Annotated in this window: 19 protein-coding genes; 14 read left to right on the top strand and 5 right to left on the bottom strand. The window is 55.3% G+C overall.

Annotated features, from left to right (window positions below):
- The first annotated feature begins 3 nt into the window (after positions 1 to 3).
- The 5 genes from RKA07_RS10925 (at position 4) to RKA07_RS10905 (ending at position 3,792) form a co-directional block, all read left to right on the top strand.
- Positions 4 to 1,422 (top strand): FAD-dependent oxidoreductase, encoded by a 1,419-nt coding sequence (locus RKA07_RS10925; RefSeq protein WP_200204839.1) that lies wholly within the window; start codon positions 4 to 6, stop codon positions 1,420 to 1,422.
- Between the two features lie 128 nt (positions 1,423 to 1,550).
- Entirely contained in the window at positions 1,551 to 2,615 is a 1,065-nt protein-coding gene (gene hemE / locus RKA07_RS10920; RefSeq protein WP_200204838.1) for a uroporphyrinogen decarboxylase, read from the top strand.
- Positions 2,616 to 2,630: 15 nt separating this feature from the next.
- A complete protein-coding gene (locus tag RKA07_RS10915) occupies positions 2,631 to 3,143 on the top strand; it encodes an MFS transporter (RefSeq protein ID WP_310966335.1) in 513 nt (170 codons plus the stop codon).
- Complete coding sequence (locus tag RKA07_RS10910; protein ID WP_310966334.1) at positions 3,106 to 3,309, top strand: hypothetical protein; 204 nt, start codon at positions 3,106 to 3,108, stop codon at positions 3,307 to 3,309. The genes RKA07_RS10915 and RKA07_RS10910 overlap by 38 nt, the downstream gene beginning before the upstream one ends.
- A gap of 114 nt (positions 3,310 to 3,423) precedes the next feature.
- The gene (locus RKA07_RS10905) at positions 3,424 to 3,792 is read left to right on the top strand and encodes a PilZ domain-containing protein (protein WP_310966332.1); all 369 of its coding nucleotides are present in this window, start codon (positions 3,424 to 3,426) and stop codon (positions 3,790 to 3,792) included.
- Between the two features lie 162 nt (positions 3,793 to 3,954).
- Here the strand turns inward: RKA07_RS10905 and radA are convergent, their stop codons facing one another.
- Together radA and ettA are read right to left on the bottom strand one after the other, a co-directional pair.
- Positions 3,955 to 5,331 carry a DNA repair protein RadA gene (radA, locus tag RKA07_RS10900; protein ID WP_310966331.1) on the bottom strand — a complete coding sequence of 459 codons (1,377 nt, stop codon included), beginning with the start codon at positions 5,329 to 5,331 and terminating at the stop codon, positions 3,955 to 3,957.
- On the bottom strand, positions 5,331 to 6,992 hold the full coding sequence (gene ettA / locus RKA07_RS10895) for an energy-dependent translational throttle protein EttA (RefSeq protein WP_200371759.1): 1,662 nt from the start codon (positions 6,990 to 6,992) through the stop codon (positions 5,331 to 5,333). The genes radA and ettA overlap by 1 nt, the downstream gene beginning before the upstream one ends.
- Positions 6,993 to 7,296: 304 nt before the next feature.
- On the opposite strand from ettA, the gene glyA reads away from it, so the two are divergent.
- The 8 genes from glyA (at position 7,297) to RKA07_RS10855 (ending at position 13,928) form a co-directional block, all read left to right on the top strand.
- The gene (glyA, locus tag RKA07_RS10890; RefSeq protein ID WP_310966330.1) at positions 7,297 to 8,550 is read left to right on the top strand and encodes a serine hydroxymethyltransferase; all 1,254 of its coding nucleotides are present in this window, start codon (positions 7,297 to 7,299) and stop codon (positions 8,548 to 8,550) included.
- Between the two features lie 71 nt (positions 8,551 to 8,621).
- On the top strand, positions 8,622 to 9,140 hold the full coding sequence (nrdR, locus tag RKA07_RS10885; RefSeq protein ID WP_200204831.1) for a transcriptional regulator NrdR: 519 nt from the start codon (positions 8,622 to 8,624) through the stop codon (positions 9,138 to 9,140).
- Entirely contained in the window at positions 9,137 to 10,252 is a 1,116-nt protein-coding gene (ribD, locus tag RKA07_RS10880; RefSeq protein ID WP_310966329.1) for a bifunctional diaminohydroxyphosphoribosylaminopyrimidine deaminase/5-amino-6-(5-phosphoribosylamino)uracil reductase RibD, read from the top strand. The genes nrdR and ribD overlap by 4 nt, the downstream gene beginning before the upstream one ends.
- Before the next feature lie 76 nt (positions 10,253 to 10,328).
- A complete protein-coding gene (gene ribBA / locus RKA07_RS10875; RefSeq protein WP_200204829.1) occupies positions 10,329 to 11,444 on the top strand; it encodes a bifunctional 3,4-dihydroxy-2-butanone-4-phosphate synthase/GTP cyclohydrolase II in 1,116 nt (371 codons plus the stop codon).
- 47 nt (positions 11,445 to 11,491) lie between these two features.
- Entirely contained in the window at positions 11,492 to 11,968 is a 477-nt protein-coding gene (ribH, locus tag RKA07_RS10870; protein ID WP_200204828.1) for a 6,7-dimethyl-8-ribityllumazine synthase, read from the top strand.
- On the top strand, positions 11,968 to 12,444 hold the full coding sequence (gene nusB, locus RKA07_RS10865; protein WP_200204827.1) for a transcription antitermination factor NusB: 477 nt from the start codon (positions 11,968 to 11,970) through the stop codon (positions 12,442 to 12,444). The genes ribH and nusB overlap by 1 nt, the downstream gene beginning before the upstream one ends.
- A 3-nt stretch (positions 12,445 to 12,447) precedes the next feature.
- The gene (thiL, locus tag RKA07_RS10860) at positions 12,448 to 13,404 is read left to right on the top strand and encodes a thiamine-phosphate kinase (protein WP_310966328.1); all 957 of its coding nucleotides are present in this window, start codon (positions 12,448 to 12,450) and stop codon (positions 13,402 to 13,404) included.
- Positions 13,401 to 13,928, top strand: coding sequence for a phosphatidylglycerophosphatase A family protein (locus RKA07_RS10855; protein WP_310966327.1), 528 nt, complete (start codon positions 13,401 to 13,403; stop codon positions 13,926 to 13,928). The genes thiL and RKA07_RS10855 overlap by 4 nt, the downstream gene beginning before the upstream one ends.
- A 45-nt stretch (positions 13,929 to 13,973) precedes the next feature.
- On the opposite strand, the gene RKA07_RS10850 is transcribed toward RKA07_RS10855, so the two are convergent.
- A complete protein-coding gene (locus RKA07_RS10850; RefSeq protein WP_200371757.1) occupies positions 13,974 to 14,177 on the bottom strand; it encodes a DUF6316 family protein in 204 nt (67 codons plus the stop codon).
- A 249-nt stretch (positions 14,178 to 14,426) separates the two neighbouring features.
- Here RKA07_RS10850 and RKA07_RS10845 point away from each other — a divergent pair, with 249 nt between their 5' ends.
- Complete coding sequence (locus tag RKA07_RS10845; protein WP_200204824.1) at positions 14,427 to 15,119, top strand: DUF2057 family protein; 693 nt, start codon at positions 14,427 to 14,429, stop codon at positions 15,117 to 15,119.
- A 23-nt stretch (positions 15,120 to 15,142) separates the two neighbouring features.
- Here RKA07_RS10845 and RKA07_RS10840 read toward each other — a convergent pair whose 3' ends face one another.
- Both RKA07_RS10840 and RKA07_RS10835 read right to left on the bottom strand, forming a co-directional pair.
- Positions 15,143 to 16,672 (bottom strand): WS/DGAT/MGAT family O-acyltransferase, encoded by a 1,530-nt coding sequence (locus RKA07_RS10840; protein WP_200204823.1) that lies wholly within the window; start codon positions 16,670 to 16,672, stop codon positions 15,143 to 15,145.
- A 125-nt stretch (positions 16,673 to 16,797) separates the two neighbouring features.
- On the bottom strand, positions 16,798 to 17,709 hold the full coding sequence (locus tag RKA07_RS10835; protein WP_310966326.1) for a LysR substrate-binding domain-containing protein: 912 nt from the start codon (positions 17,707 to 17,709) through the stop codon (positions 16,798 to 16,800).
- Between the last annotated feature and the right edge of the window lie 115 nt (positions 17,710 to 17,824).

The following is a 17,824-nucleotide window of genomic DNA, read 5'->3' as shown; positions in this document are numbered from 1 at the left end:
AACATGAAAGAAAGACTTAGTAACGATTTTCAGTTTGTAGAAGTAGGGCGGGCAGATCCGAAAAAAGTCCCTGCGAAGAAACGCAAAAAGGAGTTTGGTGAAATCTACCACCCGTTCACTGCAGATAGCGCAGCATCCCAGTCCCACCGGTGTCTGGAATGCGGCAATCCCTATTGTGAGTGGAAGTGCCCGGTTCACAACTACATTCCCAATTGGCTGAAGCTGGTTGCGGAAGGCAACATCATGAAGGCGGTTGAGTTGTGTCATCAAACTAACTCACTACCCGAGGTCTGCGGCCGTGTTTGCCCGCAAGACCGCCTGTGCGAAGGTGCTTGCACCCTCAACGACGGCTTCGGTGCCGTGACCATTGGTTCGGTTGAAAAATACATCACCGACACGGCGTTTGCTTTGGGCTGGAAGCCGGATATGTCTGCGGTCAAGTGGACGGATAAAAAGGTGGCGGTAATTGGCGCTGGCCCGGCAGGCCTTGGCTGTGCCGATGTGCTGGTTCGCCACGGTGTGAAGCCAGTGGTGTTCGATATCTACCCGGAAATCGGCGGTCTGCTCACATTTGGCATTCCCGAATTCAAACTGGAAAAGTCCGTTATGGCCCGCCGGCGCCAGGTTTTTGAAGAAATGGGTGTAGAGTTCCGCTTGTCCACCGAGGTGGGTAAGGATGTGCAGATGCAGGAACTCCTTGATGATTACGATGCCGTGTTTATGGGTATGGGTACCTATAACTACATGAAGGGCGGATTCCCGGGGGAAGACCTTCCGGGTGTTTACGATGCTTTGCCTTTCCTTGTCTCCAATGTGAATCGTCGTCTAGGTTTCGAAAGAGATGCTGCTGACTTCATTGATATGAAAGGCAAGAGGGTGGTGGTACTCGGTGGCGGTGATACCGCGATGGACTGCAACAGAACCTCCATCCGCCAACAGGCGGAGAGTGTGGCCTGTGCTTATCGTCGCGACCAGGCAAATATGCCGGGCTCACGCCGAGAGGTGTCCAACGCCAAAGAAGAGGGGGTAAAATTCCTGTTCAATCGCCAGCCCATTGCCATTGTTGGTGAGGGTCAGGTTGAAGGTGTAAAAGTAGTATCGACGCAGCTCGGTGAACCGGATGAAAACGGCCGTCGCCGCCCGGAAGTGATTCCCGGTAGCGAAGAAGTCATTCCAGCCGATGCCGTGCTCGTGGCTTTCGGCTTCCGGCCCAGCCCGGCCGACTGGTTTGCTGACCATGCAATTAACATCGACGAATCGGGCCGGGTCACCGCCCCGGAAAAGGCAGAGTTTGGTTTCCAGACCAGCAATCCCAAGATATTCGCTGGTGGCGACATGGTTCGGGGTTCTGATCTGGTGGTTACGGCAATCTGGGAAGGTCGCCAGGCAGCCGAGGGCATCATGGATTATCTTGATATTTGATTAAGGCTGTATCATGACTCCACAGGCCGGCTGACTAAGGGTAAGCCGGCCTTTTTTATTATGATAAACGGGGTATCATTGCATCCGTTCTACAAAGACCATCTGAAAGAGACAACGTTGGGATCCCTATGACCGAGTTGAAGAATGACCGCTTTCTGCGCGCCTTGATGCGCCAGCCTGTTGATCGTACCCCGGTATGGATGATGCGCCAGGCCGGACGCTATCTACCCGAGTATCGTGCTACCCGGGAGAAAGCTGGCGATTTCCTCAGCTTGTGCAAGAACACGCCGCTGGCATGTGAAGTAACACTTCAGCCCCTTGAGCGTTTTCCGTTGGACGCCGCGATTCTGTTTTCGGATATTCTCACCATTCCGGATGCTCTCGGCCTGGGGTTGTATTTTGAAACGGGTGAAGGCCCCAAGTTCAAGCACCCCATACGCTCCAAAGCAGACTTGGATGCCCTGCCAGCTATCAAGGCAGAAACCGACCTCGACTACGTAATGAATGCAGTCTCCACCATCCGTGGCGCGCTCAATGGCCGCGTTCCTTTGATTGGATTCTCCGGAAGCCCCTGGACACTGGCAACCTACATGGTTGAAGGCGGATCCTCCAAAGACTTCCGCGAAGCCAAAAAACTGATGTACAGCGAGCCTGAGGTTATGCACCGCCTGCTGGACATGCTTGCCGATATCGTAATTGATTACCTCAATGGCCAGATTAAGGCAGGCGCCCAGGCTGTTCAGATATTTGATACCTGGGGCGGACTCTTGAGCACTTGGGCCTATAAAGAGTTCTCGCTGAATTACATGCAGAAGATCGTGGATAACCTGATCCGTGAACACGATGGTCGCCGCGTTCCAGTGATTCTGTTCACCAAAAATGGTGGTCAGTGGCTGGAGTCCATCGCAGATACAGGAGCCGATGCTGTTGGGCTGGACTGGACCACGGATATCGGCGACGCCCGTGCCCGTATAGGCGACCGTGTTGCTCTGCAGGGCAACATGGACCCGACTATGCTGTACGCTTCACCGGCACGGATCCGCGAGGAAGTGGGTGACATCCTGCGTCGTTATGGTTCAGGCCCCGGGCACGTCTTCAACCTTGGGCACGGTATCACTCCTGAAGTGAAGCCCGAGAACGCCAAAGCCTTCATTGAAGCCGTTGTTGAATTGAGCCCGGAATACCACAGCTAAAAAAGAGCTGAGCCAATGGGTGACTACCGGACAATGGTGCGAAGCGTAAGCGAGATTCTTGTCTCGGTACGTCCCCTGTTGGGCGGTACGGCCGCCCTGATCGAGTTGTCTCTAATACCCGTTGCCATGACCAGCCTGGGAGAGCCAAATCTCAGCGAAAGCCGCGCACTCAATCTGAAAACTCTTTATGCAGCATCACCGGTTGGCATGGTCGGGGCAGTGGTGTCGGGGGTAATGATTGGCTCCTTCTACGCTTTGGGCGTGGTCTTCGCCCGTAGAATCGGCCTGAGCGTGGCTGAATCCGCCATGTTCATGAGCGTGGTAGTTCTGGGCGGCTTGGTCTTCCAACTATCCATTGGCGCGTTGGCAGACAGGCTTGACCGGCGACTGGTTATGTCGGTTGCGCTTATATTGGTTGGCGGCTCCTGGGCCGTATTGCTGAGCCTGCTCGCTTCAGGCGTACCCTTTGCCACTACTCGCAGCAGGACTCATGGCAGTTTCTGGCCCCTTCAGCTTCTTCGTGCTTGAGTCGGCAGTGGCATTGATCTACGCCATGTATGTACTCATGCGCGTATACAAGAAACCGGCCGCACCCGAAGAACAAAAAGAAAAAATCGTCCCCCTGCCAGATGCCGCTCCCATGGCAACAGACCTCGACCCACGATGCCAAGAGGAAAACGGAGAGGATTGTTAATCCATTCTCCTGCTTGAGCTCCGATTGCCGCTGCCATTAAAGCCTGTATGGATGCGTGACCCCGTTCCGGCTATAGTCGTATCAGACGTACCGACAATAAAAAGGAGCAATCCCTTGCCTGCCAAAGCATCCGAAAAACGGAAGTTCCACCGCATAAGCTTTGATGCCCCGTGTGAGCTCCATGCCCTTGATAGCCTGTGGACAACCGAAGTGCTGGATATCTCTCTGAAAGGCGTGTTGGTCAAACGCCCGAAAAGCTGGGATGTGCCCTTGAACCAACCTTGCGAGGTGGTTATTCATCTCGACGGGGAGAAGGTGGGGATTGTTATGGCGGTTGAGCTAAAACACATCGAGTCCCACAGGCTGGGCTTCAAATGTCAGTACATAGATTTGGAAAGCGCGACTCATCTGAGGCGTCTTGTTGAATTAAATCTGGGGGATCAGGTTCTTCTTGAGAGGGAGTTAGCTCACTTGATCGACTAGATTGATCTGGAGGTGGTGCATCTGTGTCTGCAGGCGGGGTTAGGCTTTACCGTCCAAAAATGTCGTAGGCCAGGGACGGCCGAAGACAAGCGCACATGGATGTGCTCGTAGCGGTTTTTGGACGGTAAAGCCTAACCCTGCCGTAAACTCCGAAGATCGAGATCAAAGCTCCTCAAGAGCTGTAATAGCCTCACTAAGCTTGGTCACTGGAATCACCTTCATACCCGAAATAGTCTTGCGGGGCGCATTGGCTTTGGGTACCAAGGCACGAGTAAACCCATGCTTCGCGGCCTCATTAATCCGCTCCTGACCACTGGGCACCGGCCGAATCTCCCCCGACAACCCAACCTCCCCAAAAATCACCAAATCCTGCGGCAAAGCCCGATCACGAAACGAAGACACAATGGCAGCGAGCAACGCCAAATCCGCACTGGTCTCATTCACCTTCACGCCACCCACCACGTTCACAAACACATCCTGATCCGATACATGCAAGCCGCCATGCCGGTGCAAAACAGCAAGAAGCATCGCAAGGCGATTCTGATCCAGACCAACCGCCACACGCCTCGGGTATCCACCCTGAGCCATATCAACCAACGCCTGAATCTCCACCAGCATCGGCCGCGTGCCTTCCCAAACCACCATAACCACACTGCCGGGGGCGGCCTCTTCACCACGGTTCAGGAAAATCGCACTGGGGTTTTTAACTTCCTTCAGGCCCTGCTCAAGCATGGCAAACACGCCCAGCTCATTCACGGCGCCAAAACGATTCTTGATGCCTCGCAGCGTCCGGTAACGGCTGTCACTGGAACCTTCCAGCAGGATAGAGCAGTCAATCATATGCTCCAGAACCTTGGGTCCAGCCAGGCTGCCATCCTTGGTAACATGACCCACAAGGAACAGAATCGTGCCCGTTTGCTTGGCAAAACGGGTCAGAAATGCAGCGCTTTCACGAACCTGGGAAACAGAGCCGGGAGCAGATTCAATATCTGCAACATGCATCACCTGAATACTGTCCACCACCAGAATTCGTGGTTTCTCAGCTTCAGCCACCTGAATCAGTCGCTCGACACTGGTCTCAGAGAGCATTTTCAAATCTTTGGTGGGCAAACCAAGGCGCTTGGCGCGCATGGCTACTTGCTGCAGTGACTCTTCACCAGTTACGTATAATGCGGGAACGCTGGCGGCCAGATGACACACTGCCTGAAGCAGCAAGGTGCTCTTGCCGGCGCCAGGGTGACCGCCCATTAGCACAGCAGAGCCTTCTACAAGCCCGCCGCCTAAAACCCGGTCGAACTCCTGCATGCCAGTACTGATGCGTTCCTGCTCGGCAAGGCTAACGTCATCCAGGCTCTGGACGGCCGACAGGCTGCCGGCGAAACCTTCAAAGCGAACCCCGCGAGCGCCTTTGGCATTACTGCTAACGCCACGAACTTCACTGACAGTGTTCCAGGTTTGGCAGGACGTACACTGACCCTGCCATTTGGAATAGTCTGCACCGCACTCGGTACAGACATAAGCGGTTTTGGCTTTTGCCATCAGGCCAGCTTCTTGTACTTCATGCGCTGGGGCACCATGGCGGAATCCCCTTTACGCTTCTTGTGGTCTTCGTCGTATTCGGCGAAGTTACCCTCGAAGTACACCACCTCACCATCATCCTCAAACGCCAGAATGTGCGTGGCTACACGGTCAAGGAACCAGCGGTCGTGAGAAATAACCATGGCTGAGCCAGGGAAACTCAGCAGGGCTTCTTCCAGGGCACGCAGGGTTTCTACATCCAGGTCGTTGGTAGGTTCGTCCAGCAGCAATACGTTGCCGCCTTCCTTCAGCAGCTTGGCCAGGTGCAAGCGGTTACGCTCACCACCCGACAAATCGCCCACGCGCTTCTGCTGATCCGAGCCCTTGAAGTTAAAGCGGCCGGCATAGGCTCTCGAAGGGGTTTCATAGTTGCCTACTTTAATCATGTCCTGCCCGTCACTGAGCAGCTCCCACACGGTTTTCGAGCCATCCAGATCGCGGCTTTGGTCTACATAGGCCAGCTTTACCGTTTCGCCCACGGTAATACTGCCCGAGGTCGGCTCGTCCTGGCCGGCGATCATGCGGAACAGGGTGGATTTACCCGCACCGTTACCACCGATAATGCCCACAATAGCGCCTGGCGGCACAGTGAAGGACACATCTTCGTAGAGCAAGCGGTCACCAAAGGCTTTGCTGATACCTTCCACTTCGATGACCTTATCGCCCAAGCGGGGGCCGGGTGGAATGTAGATTTCGTTGGTTTCGTTACGCTTCTGGAACTCCTGAGAGCTCATTTCCTCGAAGCGGGCAAGGCGGGCCTTGCTCTTGGACTGGCGGCCTTTTGCGTTGCTGCGCACCCATTCCAGTTCCTGCTTCATGGCTTTCTGATGTGAGGCTTCCTGTTTGGCTTCAGTGCTCAAACGCTGCTGCTTGTTCTCAAGCCACTGGCTGTAGTTGCCTTCAAACGGGATGCCCTGGCCCCGGTCGAGTTCCAGAATCCAGCCAGCTACGTTATCAAGGAAGTAGCGGTCGTGAGTGATGGCAACCACAGTGCCTTCATAGTCGTGCAGGAAGCGCTCCAGCCAGGCTACGGACTCTGCGTCCAGGTGGTTGGTGGGCTCGTCGAGCAGCAGCATGTCCGGGCCGGAGAGGAGCAAGCGGCATAGAGCCACACGGCGGCGTTCACCACCCGAAAGGTTCTTTACCGGCTGGTCCCAGGCGGGTAGGCGCAGGGCGTCTGCCGCAACTTCCATTTTGCGTTCTATGTCATGGCCGTCGGTGGCCTGAATCAGCGCTTCCAGTTGGCCCTGCTTCTTGGCCAGAGCGTCGAAATCCGCATCCGGCTCAGCATAGGCTGCATAAACCTTGTCCAGTTCGGCAAGTGCGTCATGAACTTCAGAAACTGCCTCGTCGACAATCTCTTTCACGGTTTTGGTATCGTCCAGTTCCGGCTCCTGAGGCAGGTAGCCCACCTTGATGCCGGGCTGGGGGCGGGCTTCACCGATGTAATCCTGGTCCACACCCGCCATAATGCGTAGGAGGGTGGATTTACCAGAACCGTTCAGGCCGAGTACGCCAATCTTGGCGCCCGGGAAGAAGCTCAGGGAAATATCCTTGAGGATTTCGCGCTTGGGCGGAACCACCTTGCCAACGCGATTCATGCTGTAAACGTACTGAGCCATAAAGGCATTACCCTCTTTTCAAACAGGATGTGGCAGGTTTCGGAGGCGCTTTTCGCTGTTTTTCGCTATAGCTCCATGGAACCTTGTAAACAGGAATAAATAGTTGGGTTTGTAAGGTATCGAAACAAGGGGGCTATAGCAATTTCAGGAAAACCGCCGATATATGCATGACGGTATCTGCGCACAGCATAAAGGATGATTTCCAACCCGGTAATGGGCTAGAATAGCGGCCCGAATTTTAAGGGATTCCGGAGGCATTCCCAAGACCCTCCGGGCCAGTCAAGCACACAGGGGCAGCGCACCGATGTTTAATCGTGATATGAAGATCGCCGGTTTCGACGACGAACTCTGGAACGCCATGCAGGCGGAAAGCAAGCGTCAGGAGGCTCATATTGAGCTGATTGCATCAGAGAACTACACCAGCCCCAGGGTTATGGAAGCACAGGGTAGTGATCTGACCAACAAATACGCCGAGGGTTATCCCGGCAAGCGCTACTACGGTGGCTGCGAGTTTGTTGATATTGCTGAGCAGTTGGCGATCGATCGCGCCAAGGAACTGTTCGGCGCCGCTTATGCCAACGTGCAGCCACATTCTGGTTCCCAAGCCAACTCTGCCGTTTTCATGGCGCTGGTTGAACCGGGTGATACGGTTCTGGGTATGAGTCTTGCGCATGGCGGCCATCTTACCCACGGCGCCAGCGTTAACTTTTCCGGCAAGATCTACAATGCTGTGCAGTATGGTATCAACACAGATACTGGCTTGATTGATTACGACGAGCTGGAAGCTATGGCCGTTGAGCACAAGCCGAAGATGATCATTGCCGGCTTCTCCGCCTATTCGCAGGAACTGGATTTCGCCCGCTTCCGCGCCATTGCCGACAAGGTTGGTGCTTACCTGTTCGTGGATATGGCCCATGTGGCCGGTCTGGTTGCGGCGGGCGTGTATCCCGATCCGATGCCCCACGCACACGTGGTAACTACCACAACTCACAAAACTTTGCGTGGACCCCGTGGCGGCCTGATTCTGGCCTGCGACGACGAAGCTCTGCACAAGAAGCTGAACTCGGCTGTTTTCCCGGGCGGCCAGGGTGGCCCTCTGATGCATGTAATTGCCGCCAAGGCGATCTGCTTCAAAGAAGCCATGAGCGAAGAGTTCAAAACCTACCAGAAGCAAGTAGTGAAGAACGCTTCCGCCATGGCACAGGTGTTCGTAGATCGCGGCTACGATGTGGTTTCCGGCGGTACCATGAACCATCTGTTCCTGGTGAGCCTGATCAAGCAGGACATCACCGGTAAAGATGCAGACGCCGCCCTGGGTCGTGCGCACATTACCGTCAACAAGAACGCGGTTCCCAACGATCCACGCTCGCCGTTTGTGACCTCTGGCCTGCGCATGGGTACGCCCGCGATCACTACCCGTGGTTTTGGTGTGGCGGAATGCCGTGAGCTTGCAGGATGGATCTGCGATATCCTTGATAATCTGGAAGACGAAGCTGTTAGCAGCCGTGTTCGTGGACAGGTTGAAGCCCTGTGCGCGCGCTTCCCGGTATACAGCTAAACGTCTGGTAAGACCTGCCGGGTAGGGTGCGTAAACATCGCACCTCCCGGTTCCCTCTCCGGAGTACCGTTATGCATTGTCCTTTCTGTGGTGAAGCAGATACCAAAGTTATTGACTCGCGTCTTGTGACCGAGGGTGATCAGGTGCGCCGCCGCAGAGAGTGTCTTTCCTGCCATGAGCGCTTCACCACGTTTGAGTCCGCCGAGTTGGTCATGCCACGGGTGGTCAAGCAGGATGGTATTCGTCAGCCTTTCGATGAAGAAAAGCTGCGCTCCGGAATAATGAAAGCGTTGGAAAAACGCCCGGTGAGCATTGAGCAAATTGATGCTGCACTGAATCGCATTCGCTATCGCCTGAGAGCGACCGGCGAGCGTGAGGTGAAGTCCATGCAGTTGGGTGAGGAAGTGATGACAGAGCTGCGTCAACTCGACAAAGTGGCATACGTAAGGTTTGCCTCTGTTTATCGCAGCTTCCAGGATATCAACGAATTTAAAGAAGAAATCGAGCGGCTTTCGGCAACTAACGGCGAAACTGCGGTTGATGTTGCAAAAGTCCTGGTGGGCAAGCAGCCCCCGGAAAGAAAGAAATGACGGAGCTTCGGGACCGGTCCATGATGGCCCGAGCCGTGCAGCTTGCGTGGCGGGGCCGCTATTCAACGCACCCCAACCCTCGGGTTGGCTGCGTGATAGCCCGTGGCGACAGGATTTTGGGCGAGAGCTGGCATGAACGGGACGGCGAAGCCCATGCGGAAACACGGGCATTGAGCCAGGCTGGCACGGATGCCCGTGGCGCTACAGCCTATGTCACTCTGGAGCCATGCAGTCATTTTGGGCGCACACCGCCCTGCGCCCGAGCGCTGATTGATGCGGGCATATCCCGTGTGTTTGCGGCCACGCAAGATCCGAATCCGTCGGTCTCCGGAAGGGGGCTCGACATGCTCCGCGAAGCCGGTATCAGGGTTCATGTAGGGCTGCTGGCAGAAGAAGCGGCGCGCCTGAATCGTGGCTTTATGAAGCGCATGAATACGGGGCGCCCTTGGGTCAGGCTTAAAATGGCTTCCAGCCTCGATGGCCGCACCGCCATGGCGTCCGGAGAGAGTCAATGGATTACCGGTAGCGAAGCCCGTCGTGATGTACAGCGGCTCCGTGCCGAGAGCGATGCAATTCTAACCGGTGTTGGTACCGTGCTCGCGGACGACCCTTCTTTGACCGTTCGCCGTGAAGAACTCGGGGATATTGGCGCTGCTACCGAGCCCTCGCGGCAACCATTGCGTGTGATTGCAGACAGGGACGCCAGAACGCCTCCCTCCGCAACCATTTTGCGGGGCGGAAAAGTTCAGGTTTTTTGCGCATCTTCGACGCTGACAACCGCACCGGCGCAGGATCTTGCCGCACTGGGAATTCGCCTGAAGGGCGTCGCATGGAAGGATAATGGTATTGATGTCTCCGAGCTTTTGGATTCGCTGGGGGAAATGGGTATTAATGAATTGCTGGTTGAAGCCGGGCCAACGTTGGCAGGCACATTTATCAACGAACAGTTGGTAGATGAACTCTGGTTGTACCAGGCGCCAGTTTTTCTGGGAAGCAACGGTCGACCGACGGCTCATCTTCCACTGGAGACGATGGCAGACAAAATCGAATGGACCGTACAAGACCGGCGACAGGTTGGAGACGACCAGCGTCTGATCCTGGTTCGCCGCTAAGCGATTAAATTCACAGTGCACACCAGGGCTGCTTCTGACAAGTGGCAACGGGCGCATTGAAAGGGTGCAAAACAGTATGGCACTGAACAGCGTTGAAGAAATCATAGAAGACATCCGCCAGGGCAAGATGGTTATCCTGATGGACGATGAAGATCGGGAAAACGAAGGTGATCTGGTGATGGCAGCCGAACACTGTACCGCCGAAGACATCAACTTCATGGCACGTTTTGGTCGCGGTCTTATCTGCATGCCTATGACACGGGATCGTTGTGAGCAGCTGGGCTTGCCATTGATGGTTCAGCAGAATGCGTCAGGTTTCGGCACCAAGTTTACCTTGTCTATTGAAGCGGCCACCGGCGTAACCACCGGTATTTCAGCGGCGGACCGTGCACGTACGGTTCAAGCGGCAGTGGCTCGCAATGCCAAGGCGTCAGATCTGGTTCAGCCCGGGCATATCTTTCCGCTGATGTCTGATCCTGGCGGAGTGCTTAGTCGCGCAGGTCACACGGAAGCCTCCTGTGATCTGGCCGCCCTTGCAGGTAGTGAGCCCGCAGGTGTCATTTGTGAAATCATGAACGATGATGGCTCCATGGCGCGTCGGGAAGACCTTGAACGTTTTGCCGAAGAGCATAACCTCAAGATTGGCACCATTGCTGACCTGATTCACTACCGCACGACGCACGAGCGCACGGTCGAGTGCATTGAAGAGAACTTGCTCGATACCGAGTACGGTGTGTTCAAGCTGCGCACTTACCGGGATATTATTCAGGGCTCCACGCACTTGGCTATGATTTACGGAGAGATTCCGGCAGATGAGCCTGTGCACGTACGAGTTCATATTACCGACACGCTCAGGGATTTGCTGGGTGCGCGCCGCAAGGATTCCCGCAGCTGGCCGTTGCACCATGCGCTTGAGAAAGTGGCCGCTGAAGGCAGCGGCGTTGTAGTCCTGCTCAACAGTGCAGAGGACAGCTACAACCTTGAAGACCGAATCCAGGAATTCTTTGACCAGGGGCAAGGCCCCGCTGGCAAGGGCAGCTCCGGTGTGTATTTCACCGTGGGTACAGGCTCTCAGATTCTGCGGGATCTGGGTGTAAGCAAAATGCGCTTGCTTAGCCCGCCCGTAAAATACTCGGCGATTTCTGGATTTGATCTGGAAGTGGTTGAGTACATACCCTACACCCCGGAATGATAAACCTGGTTGCAGCATAGTGGCTGCAACCCGAGAAGGAGCCACCAATGGCGGATATCAAAGTAATTGAAGGTGATTTTACCCAGTGCACTGGGCGTTATGCGCTGGTGGTTGGTCGTTTTAACAGTTTTGTTGTGGAAAGCCTGGTAGAGGGTGCTATCGACACCTTGCGCCGCCACGGCATTCCCGACAGCGACATCACCATTGTGCGGGTGCCAGGTGCCTATGAAATGCCACTGGCCGTCAAGCGTGTGGCAGAAACTGGTGGCTACAGTGCCATTATTGCACTGGGCGCCGTTATACGTGGCGGTACGCCGCACTTTGAGTATGTGGCTGGTGAAGCGTCCAGTGGCATTGGGGCAGTGAGTCTTGAAACAGACGTGCCGGTTACCTTTGGTGTGCTGACTGTAGATTCAATCGAGCAGGCCATTGAGCGTTCCGGTACCAAGGCTGGTAACAAGGGCGCCGAGGCGGCTATCACAGCGCTGGAAATGGTTAGCCTGTTCAACAAGCTGGGTGAGTAATGAGCGATATTGACAGTACGACACCCCGCCCGGCGCCGTCAGGCCAGCCAAAAGCTGGCGATCGTCGCCGTGCCCGGATTCTGGCAATGCAGGGGCTTTACCAGCGCCACTTTACCAAGAGTCCGATTACGGATATTGAAGCGGAGTTCATGGTCGATAACGACATGACCAAGGTTGATTCCTTGTATTTCCGTGATGTTCTGCGAGGCGTTCACCGTGAACAGGCCGAGTTGGACAAGCTGATTGAACCGTTCCTTGATCGCCCGCTACTTGAGGTGGATCCTGTGGAGCTTGCCATTGTGCGGGTGGGTGCCTATGAGCTTCGCCACAGGGTTGATGTGCCCTACAAGGTCGTTATCAATGAGGGTATCGAGCTGGCGAAGCGATTCGGGGGCACGGAAGGGCACAAGTTTGTTAACAGTGTGCTTGATAAGCTGGGCCGTCGTTTGCGTCTTGCCGAGACCCGCTCACGCTAACCGATGGGTGAATTTGAGCTGATCCGGCAGTATTTCATGCCGTTAGCGCGTCTGCACGGTTCTCGCTCTGTTCTGCTGGGGCCGGGCGACGACTGTGCAATTCAAAGTATTCCTCCCGGCTCTGATCTGGTTTTTTCTATCGACACCTTGGTTGAAGGTGTGCACTTTCCCATTGGCTATCGCCCGGATTTTCTTGGTTGGAGGGCGCTTGCAGTTGCTACGAGTGACCTGGCCGCCATGGGTGCCGAGCCTGCCTGCTTTACCCTTGCACTGACACTCCCTGAAGTCGACGAACCCTGGTTGCGGGGCTTCGCCCGCGGGCTCGGTCGTGCGGCCGAATCCTTCGGTTTGGTGCTTGCCGGAGGGGATACAACTCGCGGCCCACTCGCATTGAGCCTGCAAGTACATGGTTTGGTGGAGCAGGGGCTGGCCATCCGGCGTGCCGGAGCCAGTGTTGGCGACCTGGTTGTAGTGTCTGGCACACTGGGCGATGCAGGGGCAGCCCTGGATTATCTTGATGCCCTCAGTCCTTCGGAAGACGAACAGTGCGTGTTGGAGCAATACCATCATCCGCAACCGAGGCTGAAATTAGGCATAGCCCTGAGAGGTCTCGCTACGGCTGCCATTGATGTCTCTGATGGGTTGCTTGCGGATCTCAATCATATTCTCGAATCGTCCGGTGTAGGCGCAAATATAGTGCGGGCCCAGGTGCCAGTGTCGCTGGCGCTTGCTCGCCTGAAGGGCGACGCAGCCGTGGATTATGCGCTGAACTCCGGCGATGATTACGAGCTATGCGCGACCATCCCGGAGGCAACTTGGGCAACTGCGCCTGAGGCGCTGAAGCAGCATTTCACGGTAGTTGGTGCGATTGAGCCTGCCCCAGGCTTGCGCCTCGACGGTATTGATGTAGCTTCGGGCTCAGAAGCGACAGGTTTTGACCATTTCAGGAGAAGAGCATGAACCAGGAAGATCAGTGGCCGGATCCAGATATACCGCAGGCTATTTTGCCGCCGGGTTTTCTGAAAGATCCCGTGCACCTTTTAGCTTTCGGCTTTGGCAGCGGTGCAGCCCCAAGGGCGCCGGGAACCTGGGGAAGCCTCGCCGCCATTCCACTGTGGTACTGCTTTGCATGGATGTCACCGGCTGCTTACTGGCTTGTTGTTGCACTGGCATTTGTGGCCGGTATCTGGATATGTGGCAAAACTGCTGCGGATCTGAAAGTGCACGACCATGGCGGTATCGTGTGGGATGAGTTTGTAGGGATGTGGATAGCTCTGGGGCTGTTTCCGGAGCACGTTTACGGTGTATTACTGGCGTTTCTGGTTTTCAGGTTGTTCGATGTTTTGAAACCGTGGCCAATCAACTGGCTGGATGAACGGTTGCCAGGAGGGTTGGGTATCATGGTGGACGATGTCGTCGCTGCAGTCATGGCACTTCTTTGCCTGCTCGCAATCGACACCTGGCTGATGCCATTCATCCAATAGAAGAGGCATTTGGGCCCGGCTTGGGTGGCAGGCCCGCAACAGACCCTAATGCACCTGCGACTCTTCCGGAAGCAGCTTGACCACATGAAGAAAGCGCTTCAGCCCGATTTCAGCGCGCTCCCTTGATGCGAAGGGGCCGCTGTCAAAGCCCTCCCTGGTCGTGAAGTACCATTTATTTCCGACGCAAAAGTACCGACTGCTGCGAAAGGGGATGTGCCTGTCTTCTCCTGATCTGACCTGGGTGTTCATGGCCGGCTCCGGTGCCTGACTTCTGATTTTGTGTGTCGGGCGCAGTGTGATTGATGATGTTCTGTTTAAAATTAAACCAATTTGGGGCAAATTCAACAATTATTAACAATTAAATTGAAGTTGCCATGGCCGGTCTGCCTGCTGCGCATGTTTGCGCATTTGGTTGCGCTTGGTAGTCTTGATGTTCAAAATGCGCCATAGCAGGTCGCACCCTCGCACCGGGCTTCCTCTTACCCTCAAGGAGATAACATGAGTATGGTTCACATTTTACGTGTTGCAAGGTTGGAGATGCGCTGTCTGAACCGGTGGTCGCAGATGTGCCGGTTTGTGTTTGCATCGTTGTTGCTGACAACTCTGGTTGGTTGCTCAATGGCAGTAACCAAGCTCGAAACCTGGGAGGGTGAGCCCGCAGGTGCAGAGAATGCAGCAGTCTTGAAGGCGCCGGGTGTTATTCACGTTAGCCAGGTTAACGGGCGCGAGATGAAGAGTTATTTGATGGACGACCTGGCATTGGATTATGCACTGCTGCCGGGTGAAAACGAGGTAGTGTTCACCTACAAAACCATTTGGGCCAAATCCGGTGTTGTGGATAACGGTGAGTCAAAGGTCCACGTGATTGAAAGCAAGCCGCAAGTCGTGCGCTTTGAAGCAAGCCCTGATGCCATATACCAGTTTGAGTTCTCCAAGCCGGAATCCCGCAAGCAGGCCGAAAAAGAGATGCCTGAGTTTTCCGCAGCGATTGTAGGTGCTGAAGGCGCAGCGCTTGCTTACTCCACAAACTGGTCACCCGCCGATAGCCCCCGCGCAGATCGGGCTCCAATGCTTTCAGATGGGAATGCTGTCGCTGATGATGGCGTGGATGCACTTAGCCGTCTCAAGTCGGTCTGGGAAACCGCGAGCGATGAAGACAAAAAGGCATTTCTGCGCTGGGCCTTTGAGTAAGAACCCAGCGTTAATATTGCTCGCTATCGCCTGAAGCGCGCGGTCAGTTTCTGCAGCGCGCCTTCAAGCAGATTCATGGCATCGTCTGCCAGTGTCTGGCTCCGGGATTCTTCGAGCGGGGTGTACATTTCCTCGGGGGCAAGCTTGTTGGCGGCGATTTCTATGGCGTCAAGGCTGTCACAGACATGACTTCGGAGAGACTCTCCATGAGCGACTACATCCGGGCAGATGGTGAAGTTGAGGGTGAGGCTACCTTGATAGCTTACGGCCACAATAACCAGCCCCAAACTGTCGAACAGTGGAGCGGCATTGTACTGTTGAACCAGTCTCGCACCTTGTAAGTAAAGGGGAACCTGTGGCCCGGGCACATTGGTAATGGGCAGGTTGAATACCGGTTGGTAGCGCTGAGCAATCTGTAGTTCCGAATACAGTCGTGCTGACAACGCCAGCATCGTTGAGGGCAATAATTCAGTAAGTCGATCTGCAGCAATGGCCTCCCGGTATGGCTCGGAGGCGACAGCGTTCCAGTGAATCCGGCGAATACGTTGGGCCGGGTTACGCTCATCGGTTGCCAGATCCAGAAGCATGGCAGACATTTGGCTGCCGGTGGCTTTGTTCAATGTACTTGAACGCACGGAGATGGGCGTCATGGCAATCAACGACTCACTAGTGCTTGCACCCTGATCATCCAGGTATCGACGCAGGGTTTCTGCACAAAGCCCCAGCACCACATCATTAAGTGTTACATCCACCAGGGATGCCTTGATTGCTTTCAGGCGAGATAAGTCTACCTTCGCTGAGATTATCTGGCGATTGGCTGTGATCTGGCGGTTGAATGGGCTGTGGGGAGCTGAAAACAGCGGGAATGGCAAAGGTATTTTCCGCAGTTGCTTCTGGATCAGGCCGCGCACTGTTGCCTCTGCCGCACCAACGGCGAGAGACGTCGCGCGCCAGGGGGTTCGCAGCATGTTGACGCCTGCCTGTATAACAACACGCTCTTCTGAAGGTTTCGGCCGTGGTTGCCAGGGGCGTGGCGTACGGATGGGTTGTGGCTCAGGAGTGTATTCCATCAGTTTGCCCATGATTTCAGCCCCGCTGAAGGCATCGATGGCTGCATGGTGCAGTTTTACAATGAGAGCGAAGCCGGCCTTGCCTTCTTTATCGTCACCCAAGCGGAAACCGTCCACGAAGGTAATGTGCCAGAGTGGGCGATCACGCTTCAGAGGATCTTCGAGTATCCTGGATGCAAGAGTCATCAGATGTGATTCACGGCTGTTTTCGCCGAGGCTGACATAGGCCAGGTGTCGCTCAATACTGAAATCCGGATCATCTATCCAGTAGGGCCGACCCATGCGCAACGGGATTTCTTTTAGTAGCTGGCGGAACACCGGGACGACGTGAAGGCGGCTCCGTAGATAGGCAATAAAGGTGCTGAACGCCAGGGGTGTTTCCCGTTCGCTGGCGTCAAACACGTAAATGCTGCCGATGTGCATCGGTGCATTGGCTGATTCCAGGTACAGGAAGGAGGCATCCAGTTCCGATAGCTGCCGCATCAATGAGCTCCGTTCGTTAGTGTGGTTCGCTGCAGTATAAATGAACTGTCTGTTGATGCCGTTGACTCATTTGCCTGCCAGAGTTCTGCTGCGGAGCCATTTCGCCCCATGCCTTGCGCGTACGCTCAGGTGGTGAGCCAGTCTGTTATTGCCGGATCGTCGATCAGTCGGTCCCAAAACCACATCAGGGCCTTACCCTTGTCCTCCGCGTGCCTGGCGGCCTGGAGCGAAACGGATTGTCTCGCCTCTCTCACCTGCTTTTCGATGAGTTCGCCGTTGGCAACCAAGGTGTTCACTCGGGTTCTGGGCAGCCAGCCCACGGCGAGGCCTGCTTTCTGCAAGGCGATTTTGTGGTCCATGTTGGTGCCGGTCAAGGTGCGCTGTCGGTGGAAGATGCCTGCGTGGCCAACGGGAAGAGATCGAGACGAGTCAGCGGCAACGGCAGCGGGAAAACGTAAGATATCTTCCTCGCTCAGAGGTTCTTCCGCGTTCGCCAGAGGATGGCCGGGTGAGACGACGAAAATGAAATCCATTACTCCAAGGTTTTGACACGTAAAGTTTCCGGCAGGTTTGCTGATGTCATCGGCTCCTACAACGAGGTCTACCCTGCGGCTTTGGAGTGCATCCCAGGTGCCTGCAAAGACTTCTTCCACAATCTGGACATCGACTGGCACGCCCAAGGCGCTGAAGTCTCTTATAGCTGGGAATAGGCACTCCGCTGGCAGCAATGAGTTGAATCCGATCCGCAGCCTGGTTTCCCAGCCTTGCGCGACCTGCCGGGTTGAGTGCGCAAGGTTCTCAGCGGCATCAAGCAGAATGCGGCCTTCCTCGAGTAGATAAAGGCCTGCAGGCGTGAGCACGGCGCGATGACCACTTCTGTCGAACAGGGTGACGTTCAGGTCTTCCTCGAGCTTTTGCACCGTGTAGCTGATCGCCGATGGCACCCGGAATAGTTCGCCGGCAGCACCGGCGAAGCTGCCTTTGCGGCTGATGGCATCGAGGACTCTCAGGGCGTCTATAGTAATGGCTGTGTGCATGTTCGAATTATCTGAAGTTGTTGGCCAGAATTGGTTGCTTGTGAGGTTAGCAGGCTAGCCGCTATTCTTCTCTGCATATGTTGGCACATAAATTCAGTTTTTTTGAGGGGTATTC

The organism is Marinobacter xiaoshiensis (assembly GCF_031631795.1).
GTDB lineage: Bacteria > Pseudomonadota > Gammaproteobacteria > Pseudomonadales > Oleiphilaceae > Marinobacter > Marinobacter xiaoshiensis.
Note: the sequence above shows the minus strand (reverse complement) of the source record. Positions and strands in the feature narration are given on the sequence as shown.